Below are 15,789 nucleotides of genomic sequence, written 5' to 3'. Positions count from 1 at the left end.
TAACAAACAAATCTTAATAAAATTAAAAAAGTCGATACTAAGCGTATCGACTTTTTTTTAAATTTACAGCATCGCTACATTCCATACCTATGAAACAATATTTAGATTTTATAAAACATATTAAAGAAAACGGAGTACAAAAAGGAGACCGTACAGGTACAGGTACTAAAAGTGTTTTTGGCTATCAAATGCGTTTTGATTTATCTGAAGGATTTCCTATGGTAACTACCAAAAAACTTCATTTAAAATCTATTATTCACGAATTGCTGTGGTTCTTAAAAGGAGACACTAATATTAGTTATTTAAAAGAAAATGGTGTAAAAATATGGGATGCTTGGGCTGATGAAAATGGAAATTTAGGTCCTGTATATGGCCACCAATGGAGAAATTGGAACAGTGAAGAAATTGACCAAATTTCTGAGGTTATAGAAACTATCAAAACAAATCCAAACAGTAGACGTATGTTAATCTCTGCTTGGAACCCAAGTGTACTGCCCAACACCACGGTTTCTTTTTCGGAAAACGTAGCAAACAATAAAGCTGCTTTACCTCCTTGCCATGCTTTTTTTCAATTTTACGTTGCAGATGGACAGTTATCTTGTCAACTATACCAACGTAGTGCAGATGCCTTTTTAGGAGTTCCTTTTAACATTGCCTCTTATGCATTATTGGTTTTAATGATTGCACAAGTAACAGGTTTAGAAGCGGGAGAGTTTGTTCATACTTTTGGAGATGCTCATATTTACAATAATCATTTTGAACAAATAGATTTACAGTTAACTAGAGAGCCTAAACCATTACCTAAAATGATTTTAAACCCAGAGGTGAAAAATATTTTTGATTTTACCTTTGAAGATTTCTCTTTAGTAAACTACGAACCACACCCAACGATTAGAGGAAAAGTTTCTGTATAAAGTTGTCATATTCTCACATAGCTCAACTTTGTTCTGTTAATTTTTAAGTACTTTTGCCCTTAAATTTTTGGAAAATGCAAAAATATGGGTTATTGGCGTTCTTTTGTCTGATTGTTTTTACAGCATGTAAAAGTAATCAGCAGGCTAGTGTACCCCAAAATAAAACAGAAATTACTCTTCCTTTTCAGCAAAATGATAGCATTGAGCATTACAAAAAAGTAGAAGCCAATCTTATTCAGAAAGTAGAAGCTATTTCTAGCTATCAAAACCCAATAACAACTCACTTTAAAAAACACATTTCTAGGAGTGCTCTTAAAGCTGTTGAATTTAAAGAATGGAGAAAAAATATTTATGTTGAATTTACCTTAGACAAATACAAAAGACTAACAAGTATTGTAACTAACACCTCTTCTTTAAAACTAGACAAACAATTAAAAAAAACATTTAAGAAATTGAGTTTTGAATCTTTAAAGATTCAAAACTTTGATCCTAAGTATAAATATTCATTGGTAGTTATTCAAAATTTAAATGGAATTCCAGTCGTAAAATCTAACACCAGAGCTATTGGTTATATCCCTCCTATTTATGAGCTGTGTAGTGATGAAGTTAATTATCACAACTTAAACAAATGCAATTATATGTACATTACCAACTATCTGTACAATCATATAGATTTAAGCTTTGTTTCTAGTTTAGATATTGACAACAATCACGAAATACTTCCCAAATTTATTATAGACAAAACAGGAAAAGTAGCAGCTGCCATGGTAGAGTCTCAAAATAAAGATTTGTTAGAATCTTTTTACAAAGCTATTATGAGCTTACCCAAAGCATCTTTACCTGCAAAGCTAAATGGAAAAAACGATTATTATGGATATAACTTTCCTACTAGTATAAAAAACATCATTCGTAATAACAATGATTTTAAGAAATTCTACTACCAAAGACGATTTGACAAAGCTACTGTGGAAGAATTAATGAAAGAATTTGTTGCGATTGAATATCAAAAAAAACAACATAAATTAATTTATAAAGTAGGGTTCTAAAAAGGACTAAATATTATTATTTTATAATACATCACTTTTAAAAATCTGATTAAAATTTTAAAATGACAACACTTATTGCTGCTATAGGAGAAAATAACGAACTGGGAAAAAACAACGATTTAATTTGGCATTTACCTGCCGACTTAAAAAGATTTAAAAAAGTTACCTCAGGACATTATATTATAATGGGAAGAAACACTTATGAATCTATAGGAACACCATTACCAAATAGGACTACTGTTATTATCACTAAAAACAAAAACTACACTGCTAAAGGATGTATTGTAACAGATTCTCTAGAGAACGCTATTAAAATTGCTGATCAAGACAGTAATGCATACATTATTGGAGGTGCACAAATTTACAACCAGGCAATAAACTTGGTAGATGTTTTAGATATCTGTGAAGTTCATCAATCTTTTGATGCCGATGTATATTTTCCTAAAATAGATACTGCTATTTGGAAAGAAATAAATAGAGAACATTTTCTGTCAGATGATAAAAACAAATACGACTACAGTTTTGTTAAATATACTAAAAGAAACTAATCCTTAGATTTTAAACCCCTTATGAATAAATTCATATTCTTTATTTCACTACTCGTATTTCAGTTTAGTTTTTCTCAGCAAAAACAGCTATTTGGTACAATTATTAACAAAAACACCCAGGAATCCGTTCCTTTTGTCACCATTTACATAAAAAACTCACAAGAAACCAAAACAAGTTTAGCAGATGAAAACGGGGCTTTTTTAGCTAAAAACCTTACCAAAGCGAAATACAATTTAGTAGTACAAGCTATTGGATACAAACCTTATCAGCAAGATATTTCTTTTGCAAACAAGCAACGTTTAGATTTAGGTAAAATATATTTAGAAGAAGACATTCAGGCATTAGATGCAGTTGTAATAAGAGCAGAAACCACTAGTATTGAACAAAAGATTGACCGATTAGTTATTAAAGTGGGGAAAGATTTAACCAACGTAGGTACCGATGCTGCTAGTGTGTTAAACAATGTACAATCTGTAGCTGTAGACCAACAAACAGGGGAATTATCTTTAAGAGGAAACAGCAATGTAAAAGTATTAATAGATGGTAAACCGACCAACATCCCTACAGATCAATTGATCAAACAATTGCCTGCCAATGCTATTAAAAACATCGAATTAATTACCAATCCGTCTGCCAAATATAGTCCAGAAGGAAACAGTGGAATCATTAATATAGAATTGGTAAAAGATAACAGAAGTGGATTTAACGGAAGCGTAAATACTTCTGGAACATATGGTCGTAATTTTAGAGGAAATGCTGGAGGAAATTTTAATTACAAAGTAAAAAATGTCAATTTTTTTGCCAACTACAACTTTAGAGGTGGACAAGACGATATTAAAGGAACTATTACCAGAAATGATAATGAACAAAAAACCTATGGATTAAATAACAGAAACAATCATTTTGTAAAGTTTGGCTCTGATATTGATCTTGATAAAAAAACAAGTATCTCTTTATTTACCGTTCAAAATTTTAACGAACTAGATTACAGAAACAATACCAAAATTACTGATGTAGTTACAGGAGATTTAACCAATAACAGTGTTTTTGATTTAAACAGAAAACCGAGATCACAAACTTACGATGCTAGTCTTCATAAAAAATTTGAAGATAAAAAGCATACCTTAGATTTTGGAGTTTCGTATAACATTAATAAATCTCCAGAGGATAGTGATTGGATTGATTTTTTAAAACCTTCAGACAACCAAGAATACAATTACACTGAAATAATTGATTCTGAATCTAAAAGATGGATTGTAAATTTAGATTATGCCAAACCTATTAACGAATCTATTTTTATAGAAACAGGGTTAGATTTTAGAAATTGGATCAACGAAAAATCTAATCTATCTACTCAATTGGTAAATAACTCACAAGATGACTTAACCACCAAAGGATTTAATGATTTTGACGTAAACAGAAAAATTTATGCAGGATACGTTAACTACCGTCAGCAAATAGGAAAGTTAGGATTACAGGCGGGTGTTAGAGCAGAGTTTTATGATTTAGAAGCAACCTTTAATGCAGATGTAGACAATCAAAATGATTTAGTTACAGATGACATATTTTCTGTATATCCATCTTTTTTTGCTACATACGAGCTCACCAAAAAAGACCAATTACAAGCTAGCTATAGCCGTAGAGTAGACAGACCCTCTATAAAACAATTAAACCCAATTAGAACCTGGGGAACCCCCTTATTAATATCTCAAGGAAACCCCAAATTACAACAACAATTCACCAACTCTGTTGAGTTTAGATATAGCAGAAAGGTAAAGGGAGGTAATGTTTCTTTAACTGGTTTTTACAGAAGAATTAATGATTTTATCAGTAGAAACATGAGTGAAGACACCCAAGTAGAAGATAGAATTTTATTGTCTTATGATAATTTTGATACTGCTGACAATTACGGTATAGAATTGGCAGCCTATTTAAAATTTACGTCTTGGTGGAACTTTAATGGTAGTACAGATTTGTATTATCAACAACAACAAGGAATTGTAAACAACCAAATCACCTCTGTAGACAATGTGCTGTTTAATTTTAGAATTAGCAATAAATTTATTGTTGGTAAAAAGTTAAGCCTACAAATGAATCAAATGTATAGAGGTAGAAATGAAAATATTCAACGTATTAGAAAACCTATGTTTATGACCAACTTAGGAGCTAGTTACAAAGTATTAAACAACAACGGAACCTTTTCTTTAGGATTTTCAGATGTTTTTAATTCGTTTAGAGCTAAGTTTGATATTGAAAATCCTATTTCTCAAAAAGGGGAATTTAATTGGGAAAGCCAAAATATTACTCTTGGCTTTACTTATAATTTTGGAAATCAATTTAAACAAAAACAAAAGCCTAAAAGACCAGGAGAAGACAGTGATGTTGGTGGTGGCGGAGTCTTTTAGTTCTAATTAAAATTCTCGATTATTTTTTTATACTTCCAAACACAAAACACAATTTCTGCCATCCTGTCATTTTAATAATTTTGGTATTCTATTTGTCTTAAACCAAACACAAAGTTTAAACAAATAATCAAAACATATTATTATGGCTAAAGGAAACATTAATGTATCGGTAGAAAATATCTTTCCGTTAATTAAGAAGTTCTTATACTCAGATCACGAAATATTTTTACGTGAGTTGATTTCTAACGGAACAGATGCAACGTTAAAATTACAACACTTAATCACTATTGGTGAAGCTGAAGGAGTTGAATTGGGAGATGCTAAACTTGAAGTAAAGATTGATAAAGAAGGAAAAAAACTTCATATTATCGATCAAGGTTTAGGAATGACAGAAGATGAAGTAGAAAAATACATCAATCAAATTGCATTTTCTGGAGCTGAAGAGTTTATTGAAAAATACAAAGACAAAGTAGAAGATTCTGGAATTATTGGTCACTTTGGATTGGGATTCTACTCTGCATTTATGGTGGCAGAAAAAGTAGAATTAATTACAAAATCTTACAAAGATGCACCCGCAGTAAAATGGTCTTGTGATGGTTCTCCAAACTATGAATTAGAACAAGTTGAAAAAACAGAAAGAGGAACTGAAATTGTGTTGCACATTGCAGAAGATTCTTTAGACTTTTTAGAAGAGTCTAAAATTTCTGAATTGTTATCTAAATACAATCGTTTTAACCAAGTGCAAATTAAATTTGGAACTAAAAAGGTAAACGATCCTAACTTTGAACCAAAAACAATTAAAAAAGAAGATGGTACAGAGGAAAAAGAACCACATCAACAAATAGATGTAGACAACATCATCAACAACACGGCTCCAGCTTGGACTAAAAAACCTGCGGATTTACAAGGAGATGATTACAAAAATTTCTATAGAGAATTGTATCCAACACAATTTGAAGAGCCTTTGTTTAACATTCATTTAAACGTGGATTATCCATTTAACTTAACCGGTATTTTATACTTCCCTAAGTTGTCTAAAAACATGGATATGCAAAAGGATAAAATCCAATTGTACCAAAACCAAGTATTTGTAACAGACAATGTAGAAGGAATTGTTCCTGACTTTTTACAAATGTTAAAAGGAGTTATAGACTCTCCAGACATTCCATTAAACGTATCTCGTTCTTACTTACAGGCAGATGGTGCCGTTAAAAAGATTTCTGGATACATTACTAAAAAAATTGCAGATAAATTAAGTTCTATCTACAAAAAAGACCGTCAAGCTTTTGAAGGTTATTGGGACGATATTAAAGTAATTATTGAGTACGGAATGTTATCTGACGAAAAATTCTTTGATAAAGCTAATAAATTTGCTTTGTACCCAACTACAGATGGTGGTTACTTAACTATTGAAGAAATTAAAGAGCAATTAAAAGATGCTCAAACAGATAAAGACGGAAAATTAGTTGTTTTATATGCGGCTAATAAAGAAGCTCAACACGGGTTTATTCAGTCTGCAAATGACAAAGGATACAAAGTATTGTTATTAGACTCTCCTATTGTATCTCACTTAATTCAAAAATTAGAAAGCACAAACGAGAATGTAACTTTTGTACGTGTAGATTCTGATCATGTTGATAATTTAATCAAGAAAGACGACAACGTAATTTCTAAATTATCTGACGAAGAAAAAGACAAATTAAAACCAATTATAGAAGCATCTGTTCCTAAAGAAAACTATACAGTTCAATTAGAAGCAATGGACTCTAACGCTTCTCCTTTCTTAATTACCGTACCAGAATTTATGCGTAGAATGAAAGAAATGAGTGCTACTGGTGGTGGTGGAATGTTTGGAATGGAAAACATGCCAGAAATGTACAACTTGGTAGTAAATACAAACAACGAGTTAGTTTCTGATATTTTAAATGCAGATGAAGACAAACAGAAAGCTTTAATTTCTCAAGCTTTTGATTTGGCTAAGTTATCTCAAAACTTATTACATGGTAAAGACTTAACAGACTTTATAAAACGTAGTTATGAGTTGATTAAGTAATATATTTTTGATCTTATAAATCAAAAATCATTAAACAGCCTTTCTTTAAATAAAGAAAGGCTGTTTTTTTTATAAAAATACTCTTTACCTTACTATTCTTCATATATTTTGCATTCAAAAACCTATTTTTGCTACATCTCAAAACCTTACTGATGGAAATTAAAATAGCCTTTACAGATATTGATGGAACTTTATTAAATTCAGAACGAGAAGTTTCCGAAATGTTAAAAGAACAAGTAGCCCGAATAAGTTCTAAAAACATTCCTTTTATTTTAATCTCGTCAAGAATGCCAAGTGCCATGACACATTTACAAAATGATTTGGGTATTGAAGGACTTCCTATGATTTGCTACAACGGAGGATTGGTTTTGGTTGACGGTGAAATTGTAGATGACATTTCTATTGCACCAACCATTTTAGAAGATATTGCAGAATTAAACAAAGAAAATAAATTTCATATTAGTTTATACAACAATAATGACTGGTATGTTCCCGAAATGGATTTTTGGGCTTTAAGAGAAGAAAACAACACCAAAGTTACTCCTATAGTAAACCCCACCAAAGACGTAATTAAATTATGGACAGAAGAAGGAAAAGGAGCTCATAAAGTAATGTGTATGGGAGACAAAGAACATATGGATTTTTTGTTTTCTGAATTAGGAAAATTACACGGAGACAAACTACACTTATACCGCTCTAAAGACACTTATATAGAAATTGCTAACAAAAACATATCTAAACTTACCGGAATAGAAGAATTACTAGCTTGTAAATATCCAAAACTAACCTTAGACAACTGTATTGCTTTTGGAGACAACTACAACGATATTGAAATGTTAAAAGCCGTAAAATTAGGAGTTGCTGTGTCCAATGCAAAAGAAGAGGTGTTAGTTATTGCTGATGCTGTTACCGATGCTAACAAAAAAGATGGGGTGGCAAAAGCCATTCTAAAATATATATAATTAAAAGAGTTTGTACTTGTGCGTATAGTAAAAGTTTCTATTCGTTAATAATTTAACCAAAAACATAAAAAACTAAATTAATCGCACTAGAATAATCCTAAAATTACTAATTTGTCGCTCGTTAAAAATTAACTTAATTAAATACTTAAATATATGATTTTATCAATAGCTTCATTTCTTGGTTTTACCCTTTTGGTAGCCTTGATCGCTTGGCTAGCAACTAGAAAAAATGTAAACTCTTCAGATGGATATTTTTTAGGAGGAAGAAGTTTAACTGGACCTGTAATTGCAGGATCATTATTATTAACAAACCTTTCTACAGAACAAATTGTTGGACTAAATGGTGCTGCTTTTGAAGAAGGAGTTGTAGTAATGGCATGGGAAACACTAGCAGCAATTGCTATGGTTCTTACTGCAATGTTTTTATTACCTAGATACTTAAAAGGTGGTATAACAACAGTTCCTCAGTTTTTAGAAACTAGATATGATAAAATGACCAAAACTTGGGTATCTGCATTATTCCTTTCTGGATATGTATTTATTTTATTACCTATTGTATTGTATTCTGGAGCATTGGCTGTAAATACTATGTTTGATGTACCTCAAGCTTTAGGATTGGTAATTCCTGCAGATGTAGCAAGTACTCTAAACCCTGCTGAATTAGCAAGTTTACAAAGAGAATATGACTTTATGGCTTTATGGCCTACTGTGTTTACCATTGGATTTATTGGAGTTATTTATGCTGTATTTGGAGGATTAAAAGCCGTAGCAGTATCAGACTCTATAAACGCTATAGGATTATTAATTGGAGGTTTGGCTATTCCTGTTTTTGGATTATTAGCTATTGGAGACGGTTCAATTGGAACAGGAATAAGTAACTTAACAACAGAATTCCCAGGGAAATTTAATGCTATTGGTGGACCAGAAGCTTCTGTGCCATTTGCTACTATTTTTACAGGTTTAATGTTGGTACAAATGTTTTACTGGGGAACAAACCAAGCAATTATACAAAGAGCTTTAGGTGCTAAAAATTTAGCAGAAGGACAAAAAGGTTTATTAATAGCTTCTTTCTTAAAAATATTAGGACCTTTAATGTTAGTTTTACCTGGTATTATTGCTTTTTACATGTCTCAACACCCAGAGTCTTTTGAATATTTTGCTGGAGGTAACGGAATCTTAAAAGATCAAGCATATCCTTTGTTAGTGAAACAAGTATTACCCGCTAGTATGGTAGGTTTCTTTGCAGCTGTATTATTTGGTGCGATTTTAAGTTCTTTTAACGGAGCTTTAAACTCATCAGTAACCATTTTTGGATTGGATATTTACAAAGCACACATTAACACAGAAGCTTCTGAAGCTAAAGTGGTAAAAATGGGGCAAGCTTTTGGTATCTTTTTAGCAATTGGTGGTGCATGTATTGCTCCTTTCTTAATTTATGCTAAAGGTGGTTTATTTAACTACTTACAAGAAATTAACGGATGTTACTCTATTCCAATCTTTACTATTATTATTGTGGGTTACACAACTAAACGTGTTCCTGCTATTGCCGCTAAAATTGGTTTAGTTTCTGGAGTTGTTTTATATGCTATTAGTCAATTTATCATCAAGCCAATGGTAATTAGTGATGGTGGAACGTATCCTCACTTTTTACACGTAGTAGCTATCTTATTTGTATTAAATGCTGCAATTATGTTAGTAATTGGTAAATTTAAACCACGTAGTGAAGATTTTGTACAACAATACACAGAACAAGTAGACATTACACCTTGGAAATACTTAAAACCAGTAAGTATTATCGTAACTGTTATTGTTATTGCTACATATGCATACTTTAGTTAATAGATTGATACTATTTTAGACTTAAAAATATATATTTGTAACCCCACTACCCAAAGTAGTGGGGTTACTTATTCTAATTTAATTATGAGAAAAATTATTTGGATTGCTCTAAGTGCTTTAGTTGTTAGCTGTGGTTCTAAATCTAAAGATAATTTCACTGTAAAATGTCAAATTTTAGGGCTGAAGAAAGGGACTATTTATTTAGAAAAATTTGAAGATAAAAAAATTGTAGTTGTAGATTCTGTAAACATTACAGATGCTACTGAAGAATTTACATTTACAAACACAATTAATGAACCAGAACTATACATTATCTCTCTAGACAAGTTAAATACTAAACAAATAACTTTCTTTGGAGAAGAAGGTACTATTCATATAGAAACGTCTTTAAATAAGTTTTACATCAACCGTAAAATATCTGGATCATCTTTGCAAGAAATACTAGATAAGCATGATGAATATGCTAAAAAATTTAACGACATTAACTTAGATTTGATTAAAGATAAATTTGAAGCCCTAAAATATGGAGACACTAAAAGTGTTGAAGAAATTGAACTTAAAAGACTAAATAACTTAAAAAGACTTTATTTATTTTCTGCCAATTTTGCAATTGCATATAACGATAAAGCCATATCTCCTTTTATTGCTTGTCATAGAATGGAACAAGCAACTCCTAAATTAAAACAAAAAATTTACGAAGCCTTAACTCCAGAAATAAAACACAGTAAATACGGAAAACAACTAAAAGAACTTATTCAATAAGATTTTTTTTAATTTTTATACTCCAGTTAAATTCAAATTTAGCAACCTCATCACCCATTTCATCTATTCCTTTAGTTGAAAGTAAAAAAGTGACCCCTTCTTTACTTTCAATAGCTTTGTTAATACTATGTTCTAATTCCCTAGTATCATCACAAATAAAAGTAATTTTACCGACTGCTTTTTTATAAAACTGAGCATTCATACCAACTACTAACGTTGAGAACTTATATGTAGTATTATATACATTTTTTAACACCAATGCACCTGTAGACAATTCTGCTGCCATAGCTAAAACTGCAAAATAAATAGATTTAAACGGGTTTTGATTGATCCATTTAAACCTAACTCTTGTATTACATTGCTGATGAGTTAACATCAATACTCTAACTCCACACAAATAAGCAGAGGGCAGTTTAAATATTATAAATCGATTAAGTTGTTTTGCTGAAAGTTTCATTGTAAATTTAATAACAACATTAAGATACATAATTAATTATATAAAACACACACCAATGTATATAGACACCAAAACGGAAAGAGTTTTAGCAATGATTTTACATTTATCTGGTTTTTTAAATGGTGCATTGCCTCTAGTTGTTCCTTTGCTAATTTGGGTATTAAAAAAAGAAGATAGCTTTTTTATAAAAGAACATGGTAGAGCCGCTATAAACTTTCAACTATCAGTAATTATTCTAGGGATTGGAGCAGCATTATTTATATTTTTCACCATAGGTATTGGTGCTTTTCTTGTAGCTCCTTTAGCCATTGTTTTTGGTTTATTATATGTCTATTTTATCATTATGGCTACCATAACAGCTAGTAACGGACAATTGTACAAATACCCCATAAGTTGGGAAATTATTTAGTAAGCTCTGCAAATAAAGATTCTAAAGTTTTATTCTTTGTGTTCATTTGTAAAATTTTTAAACCTTGCTCTTGTGCAAAATCAAAAATATCAGGTCTTTTGTCATCTTGAACGCTAAATACAAACTCCCATTTGGTGTCATGGTAATTTGTATATGTTATTAAATCCTTTATCCTTTTTACAAACTGTTCTTCTATTTTATAATCAAATTCTACCTGAATAGTTTGTTCTTGCCCAGATTTTAATTCAGATAAATTGGCATCTACCTTTAAGTCTCCTTTATTGATAATAATAACTCTATCACAAATAGCCTCTACTTCTTGCATAATGTGAGTTGAAAACAAAATTGTTTTATCTCTTCCTAACTCTTTAATTAATTGCCTAATTTCTATAATCTGATTAGGATCTAATCCCGTAGTAGGTTCGTCTAAAATTAATACAGATGGGTTGTGAATAATAGCTGCTGCTATTCCAACTCTTTGCTGATACCCTTTAGATAGTTGATGAATTTTTTTAGTTGCCTCAGTAATCAAACCCGTTTGCTCAATTACTTCATTAATTCTATGTTTACTTACTTTATGAATATGAGCTATAAAAGTTAAATACTCTTTTACATACATTTCTTTGTATAACGGATTGTGCTCTGGCAAGTAACCTATATTTTTATTTGTAGTTTTTATATTAGGTTGCACTAAATCTTCTTCTATATAAAGAGCCCCTTTAGTTGGCGTTATATATCCTGTTAACATTTTTATTAACGTAGATTTTCCTGCACCATTTGGACCTAAAAAACCAACAATTTCACCTTTTTTAATCTCAAAGCTTAGCGAATTTACCGCTATTTGATTCTTATATTTTTTAGAAACCTCAACTACTTTAATAGACATTTATCTCCTTTTAAAATGCTAAAGTAGTAATTCTATAAAATTAGTAATGCATTATTCAATGAATATTCAGAAATTAGCAGCAATGAAAAACAAACAAGTTACTTACCAAAACATAGGCAAAAAAGGATACAAAGAAACTTGGGATTATCAAGATGAGTTGTTTCAAGCAATTATTCAAACTAAAATGGATAATCGTAGAAACGAAACGACAACACCTACCAAAAACCATTTTTTATTTGTAGAACATCCGCACGTATACACTTTGGGTAAAAGTGGAGATTTATCAAATTTATTACTTACCGAAAAACAACTTACAGAAAAAAATGCTACGTTTTATAAAAGCAATCGCGGTGGAGACATTACGTATCATGGACCTGGCCAAATTGTAGGTTATCCTATTATAGACTTAGATAATTTTTTTACAGACATTCACAAATACCTCCGATTTTTAGAAGAAGCCGTTATTTTAACTTTAGCAGATTATGGTTTAAAATCTGAAAGAAGCAAGGGTGAGACAGGTGTTTGGTTAGATGTTGGAACTCCGTTTGCTAGAAAAATATGTGCACTAGGAGTACGAAGTAGTCGTTGGGTTACCATGCACGGTTTTGCCTTAAACGTAAATGTAGATTTGGGTTATTTTGACAACATTATTCCATGTGGAATTAAAGGAAAAGCAGTAACTTCTATGGAGGCTGAACTAGGTGAAAAAATAAATATAAACGAAGTGCAACAAACTATTTTAAAACACCTTGCTTCACTTTTTGAATGGGAGCTGGTTTCTGTTTAAACAAATCTAACTGCTCTTCTGGCAACAACTTAAACGTATGTCTATGATGTGCACAACTTCCTATTTCTTTAATAGCTTGTCTGTGTTCTTTTGTAGGATATCCTTTATTTTTTTTCCAATTGTATTCAGGAAACTCGTCGTGAATTTTTTCCATATATAAATCACGATATGTTTTTGCCAAAACAGATGCTGCTGCTATAGATAAATATTTCCCATCTCCTTTTACAATGGTTTCACTCGGAATGTTTTTATAAGATCTAAATTTATTTCCATCAACAATAATAAATTCAGGTTGCACCTTTAATTTATCTAAAGAACGATGCATGGCCGTAATAGATGCTTGTAAAATATTTATTTCATCAATTTCTTGTTGATATACAAAAGCAACACCAAAAGCAATCGCTTCTTTTTCTATAATTGGCAATAATAGTTTTCGTTGTTTTTCTGATAATTTTTTAGAATCATTTAACAACGGATTTTCAAAATCTTCTGGCAATATAACAGCTGCAGCTACTACAGGACCAGATAAACAGCCTCTACCAGCTTCATCGGTACCTGCTTCTAATTTATTTCCCGAAAAATTAATAGCTAATGGCATGTTTTTGGTTGTTGATTAAAAAGAAAATTAATAAAGAAACTAGTGTAAAACTAATAAAATATATAAATAGTACATTCTTAAATCCATACTATACACCCAATATTAATGAATCTAATTCGTTTAAAAAAATTACCTTTGCCTTGCAATTATTGAATATGAAAAAAAGTCTATTCCTTTGGATGATTCTTAGTGCCTTTAACACCCTTTTTTCTCAAGAAAAAATAGGGGTTGTAGAACGTGATATTGTCATCAATAAAAAACAAGATAAAGAGAATGTTCCGCTAGACAGTATTAAAAACATGTATGGAGGTAGGTATGTAGATTATAAAATAATTACACAAGCTTATGATACCATTCAAATTGATACAACCTTAAATATTCACAAATATTTTAGACATAATTATACGCAACAAGACGATTTTGAATGGGTAGGTTTTGCCAATCAAGGACAAACTTATAACAAACTTGGATATGATTTGATCAACAATCAAATTACTCCAAACCTAGGAGTTACCGCTAAACTTTATAATTATTATGAGGTAGAAGACATGAAATATTACCATGTTCCCACCCCTAGTACTATTTTATACTACAGATCTGGATTTGATGGACAGATTTTAAACAGCACATTTACCACGAATTTTGGAAAACATCAAAATTTTTCTATAGGTTATAAAGGGTTAAGATCTATCGGTGATTATCAAAATTCTAGAGCAAGTCATGTAAATTTTAGAGTTGCTTACACTTATTACAACCCCAAAAAAAGATATCAATTTAGATTGCATATCATCACCCAAAAATTAGACAATCAAGAAAATAGAGGATTGACAACCAACTCTATTACTGAATTTATGGATGACAATCCAGATTTTAGTTCTAGGGGAAGAGTAGATGTAAACTTATACGATTCTGAAAGTTTTTTTAAAACCTCTCGTTATTATTACGAACACGAATTACGAATTTTAAACTCGAAAGATTCTCTGCATCAAAACTTAACCAATTTAAAGCTAGGGCATTCTATAAGTATAGAAAATAGAAAATACGAATTTAAATCTACTGACACAGATTATTTTGACAATACTCCGAGTATTTACGGAACTAGAACTGATGATGTTACCAATGACAAAACAGAATTTAATACTTCTAAAAACCAAGTCTATATAAAGTTTAATTCACCTTGGGTATTGGGTAACTTTAAGGTTTTTGGTACTGTATACAATACTTCTCAAATTTATGATGCTCTTAAAACCGTAGATACCAAAACCATTTCTAAAGAAAATAATTTAGACTATACTAGCTTTGGAGCTACTTGGAACAGTAAGTACAAAGGTATATTTTTAAACGCCTATGGTGAACAAGTTTTAAACGGTGGAAACTTGGGAAGTAATATTCATATAAATGCAGGATTTAAACTAAAAGACAACACTTTGGTTCAAGGAGGTTTGCAACTAAAAACATCTGCTCCAAACAGCAACACCACATTATTTCAATCTAACTTTAGTAACCTAAACTGGGACAATGTTACTAGTTTTGAAAACGAAATTTCTAGAATACTTTACGGAAATATTAAAACAAAATGGATCAATGCAGATGTTTACTTACATCAGTTAAAAAACTACACTTACTTTAACACCAACAGTGTTGCTTCTCAGTACAATCAAACTATTGATTATGTAAAAGTAAAACTGAGTAATGAATTTAAATGGAAAAAAATTCACTTAAACAACAGTATTCTATTGCAAAAAGTAACCCAAGGTAGCGAAGCTTTTAGAGTTCCAGACCTAGTAACGAGAAACCTTTTATACTATCAAGATTACTTTTTTAAAGGAAAACCTTTGCTAGCACAAATTGGAGTTTCTTTTAAATATTTTACTAAATATTATGCAAACGAACTGAATCCTGTTTTAAATGAGTTTTACATACAAAATACTACCAAAATTGGAGGTTATCCTACTTTAGGTGCTTTTGTAAACGGACAAGTTAGAAGAACTAGAATCTATTTTAAAGTTGAAAATATATCGGCTAGTGTAACGGGTAAAAACTACTTTGCTTCTCCTAGTCAACCTACCAATGATTTAACCCTGAGATTAGGATTGGTTTGGAATTTCTGGAATTAAATAGA

At 30.7% G+C, this 15,789-nt stretch carries 14 protein-coding genes; 11 read left to right on the top strand and 3 right to left on the bottom strand.

From position 1 onward, the window contains the following. Positions 1 to 89: 89 nt before the first annotated feature. From FHR24_RS03945 to FHR24_RS03910, 8 genes are all read left to right on the top strand, one after another. On the top strand, positions 90 to 914 hold the full coding sequence (locus FHR24_RS03945) for a thymidylate synthase (protein WP_167184170.1): 825 nt from the start codon (positions 90 to 92) through the stop codon (positions 912 to 914). Between the two features lie 74 nt (positions 915 to 988). After that, complete coding sequence (locus FHR24_RS03940) at positions 989 to 1,960, top strand: hypothetical protein (protein WP_167184167.1); 972 nt, start codon at positions 989 to 991, stop codon at positions 1,958 to 1,960. Between the two features lie 62 nt (positions 1,961 to 2,022). Continuing rightward, on the top strand, positions 2,023 to 2,508 hold the full coding sequence (locus tag FHR24_RS03935; RefSeq protein WP_167184165.1) for a dihydrofolate reductase: 486 nt from the start codon (positions 2,023 to 2,025) through the stop codon (positions 2,506 to 2,508). A gap of 21 nt (positions 2,509 to 2,529) precedes the next feature. Next, a complete protein-coding gene (locus FHR24_RS03930) occupies positions 2,530 to 4,914 on the top strand; it encodes a TonB-dependent receptor domain-containing protein (RefSeq protein ID WP_167184162.1) in 2,385 nt (794 codons plus the stop codon). 142 nt (positions 4,915 to 5,056) lie between these two features. Then, positions 5,057 to 6,967: a molecular chaperone HtpG gene (gene htpG, locus FHR24_RS03925; protein ID WP_167184159.1), complete on the top strand. Its 1,911-nt coding sequence runs from the start codon at positions 5,057 to 5,059 to the stop codon at positions 6,965 to 6,967. 152 nt (positions 6,968 to 7,119) lie between these two features. Then, positions 7,120 to 7,929, top strand: coding sequence for an HAD family hydrolase (locus FHR24_RS03920; protein ID WP_167184156.1), 810 nt, complete (start codon positions 7,120 to 7,122; stop codon positions 7,927 to 7,929). 153 nt (positions 7,930 to 8,082) lie between these two features. Continuing rightward, positions 8,083 to 9,768: a solute:sodium symporter family transporter gene (locus FHR24_RS03915; RefSeq protein ID WP_167184153.1), complete on the top strand. Its 1,686-nt coding sequence runs from the start codon at positions 8,083 to 8,085 to the stop codon at positions 9,766 to 9,768. 84 nt (positions 9,769 to 9,852) lie between these two features. Then, a complete protein-coding gene (locus FHR24_RS03910) occupies positions 9,853 to 10,530 on the top strand; it encodes a DUF4369 domain-containing protein (protein WP_167184150.1) in 678 nt (225 codons plus the stop codon). Here the strand turns inward: FHR24_RS03910 and FHR24_RS03905 are convergent. After that, on the bottom strand, positions 10,520 to 10,987 hold the full coding sequence (locus FHR24_RS03905) for a DUF4442 domain-containing protein (protein WP_167184147.1): 468 nt from the start codon (positions 10,985 to 10,987) through the stop codon (positions 10,520 to 10,522). The genes FHR24_RS03910 and FHR24_RS03905 overlap by 11 nt on opposite strands. Before the next feature lie 55 nt (positions 10,988 to 11,042). On the opposite strand from FHR24_RS03905, the gene FHR24_RS03900 reads away from it, so the two are divergent. Beyond that, the gene (locus tag FHR24_RS03900) at positions 11,043 to 11,396 is read left to right on the top strand and encodes a DUF4870 domain-containing protein (RefSeq protein WP_167184144.1); all 354 of its coding nucleotides are present in this window, start codon (positions 11,043 to 11,045) and stop codon (positions 11,394 to 11,396) included. On the opposite strand, the gene gldA is transcribed toward FHR24_RS03900, so the two are convergent. Continuing rightward, the gene (gene gldA, locus FHR24_RS03895; protein ID WP_167184141.1) at positions 11,389 to 12,282 is read right to left on the bottom strand and encodes a gliding motility-associated ABC transporter ATP-binding subunit GldA; all 894 of its coding nucleotides are present in this window, start codon (positions 12,280 to 12,282) and stop codon (positions 11,389 to 11,391) included. The genes FHR24_RS03900 and gldA overlap by 8 nt on opposite strands. An 82-nt stretch (positions 12,283 to 12,364) precedes the next feature. Between gldA and lipB the strand changes: the two genes are divergently transcribed. Next, on the top strand, positions 12,365 to 13,069 hold the full coding sequence (lipB, locus tag FHR24_RS03890) for a lipoyl(octanoyl) transferase LipB (RefSeq protein ID WP_167186911.1): 705 nt from the start codon (positions 12,365 to 12,367) through the stop codon (positions 13,067 to 13,069). Here the strand turns inward: lipB and FHR24_RS03885 are convergent. After that, on the bottom strand, positions 13,017 to 13,667 hold the full coding sequence (locus FHR24_RS03885) for a ribonuclease HII (protein WP_167184138.1): 651 nt from the start codon (positions 13,665 to 13,667) through the stop codon (positions 13,017 to 13,019). The two genes, lipB and FHR24_RS03885, sit on opposite strands and share 53 nt — an antisense overlap. A gap of 155 nt (positions 13,668 to 13,822) precedes the next feature. On the opposite strand from FHR24_RS03885, the gene FHR24_RS03880 reads away from it, so the two are divergent. Continuing rightward, a complete protein-coding gene (locus tag FHR24_RS03880) occupies positions 13,823 to 15,784 on the top strand; it encodes a putative porin (protein ID WP_208412279.1) in 1,962 nt (653 codons plus the stop codon). Positions 15,785 to 15,789 lie beyond the last annotated feature (5 nt).

Origin of the sequence: Wenyingzhuangia heitensis (assembly GCF_011762155.1) — a bacterium.
GTDB classification, from domain to species: Bacteria; Bacteroidota; Bacteroidia; order Flavobacteriales; family Flavobacteriaceae; genus Wenyingzhuangia; species Wenyingzhuangia heitensis.
This window is presented reverse-complemented; position numbering and strand designations above follow the sequence as displayed.

Bases quoted from the DNA above. Each gene is read 5' to 3' on its own strand.
- FHR24_RS03905 (WP_167184147.1), bottom strand. From the start codon at position 10,987: ATGAAACTTTCAGCAAAACAACTTAATCGATTTATAATATTTAAACTG.
- FHR24_RS03900 (WP_167184144.1), top strand. From the start codon at position 11,043: ATGTATATAGACACCAAAACGGAAAGAGTTTTAGCAATGATTTTACAT.
- FHR24_RS03910 (WP_167184150.1), top strand. From the start codon at position 9,853: ATGAGAAAAATTATTTGGATTGCTCTAAGTGCTTTAGTTGTTAGCTGT.
- FHR24_RS03920 (WP_167184156.1), top strand. From the start codon at position 7,120: ATGGAAATTAAAATAGCCTTTACAGATATTGATGGAACTTTATTAAAT.
- FHR24_RS03945 (WP_167184170.1), top strand. From the start codon at position 90: ATGAAACAATATTTAGATTTTATAAAACATATTAAAGAAAACGGAGTA.
- FHR24_RS03930 (WP_167184162.1), top strand. From the start codon at position 2,530: ATGAATAAATTCATATTCTTTATTTCACTACTCGTATTTCAGTTTAGT.
- FHR24_RS03935 (WP_167184165.1), top strand. From the start codon at position 2,023: ATGACAACACTTATTGCTGCTATAGGAGAAAATAACGAACTGGGAAAA.
- FHR24_RS03940 (WP_167184167.1), top strand. From the start codon at position 989: ATGCAAAAATATGGGTTATTGGCGTTCTTTTGTCTGATTGTTTTTACA.
- gldA (WP_167184141.1), bottom strand. From the start codon at position 12,282: ATGTCTATTAAAGTAGTTGAGGTTTCTAAAAAATATAAGAATCAAATA.
- htpG (WP_167184159.1), top strand. From the start codon at position 5,057: ATGGCTAAAGGAAACATTAATGTATCGGTAGAAAATATCTTTCCGTTA.
- lipB (WP_167186911.1), top strand. From the start codon at position 12,365: ATGAAAAACAAACAAGTTACTTACCAAAACATAGGCAAAAAAGGATAC.
- FHR24_RS03915 (WP_167184153.1), top strand. From the start codon at position 8,083: ATGATTTTATCAATAGCTTCATTTCTTGGTTTTACCCTTTTGGTAGCC.
- FHR24_RS03885 (WP_167184138.1), bottom strand. From the start codon at position 13,667: ATGCCATTAGCTATTAATTTTTCGGGAAATAAATTAGAAGCAGGTACC.
- FHR24_RS03880 (WP_208412279.1), top strand. From the start codon at position 13,823: ATGAAAAAAAGTCTATTCCTTTGGATGATTCTTAGTGCCTTTAACACC.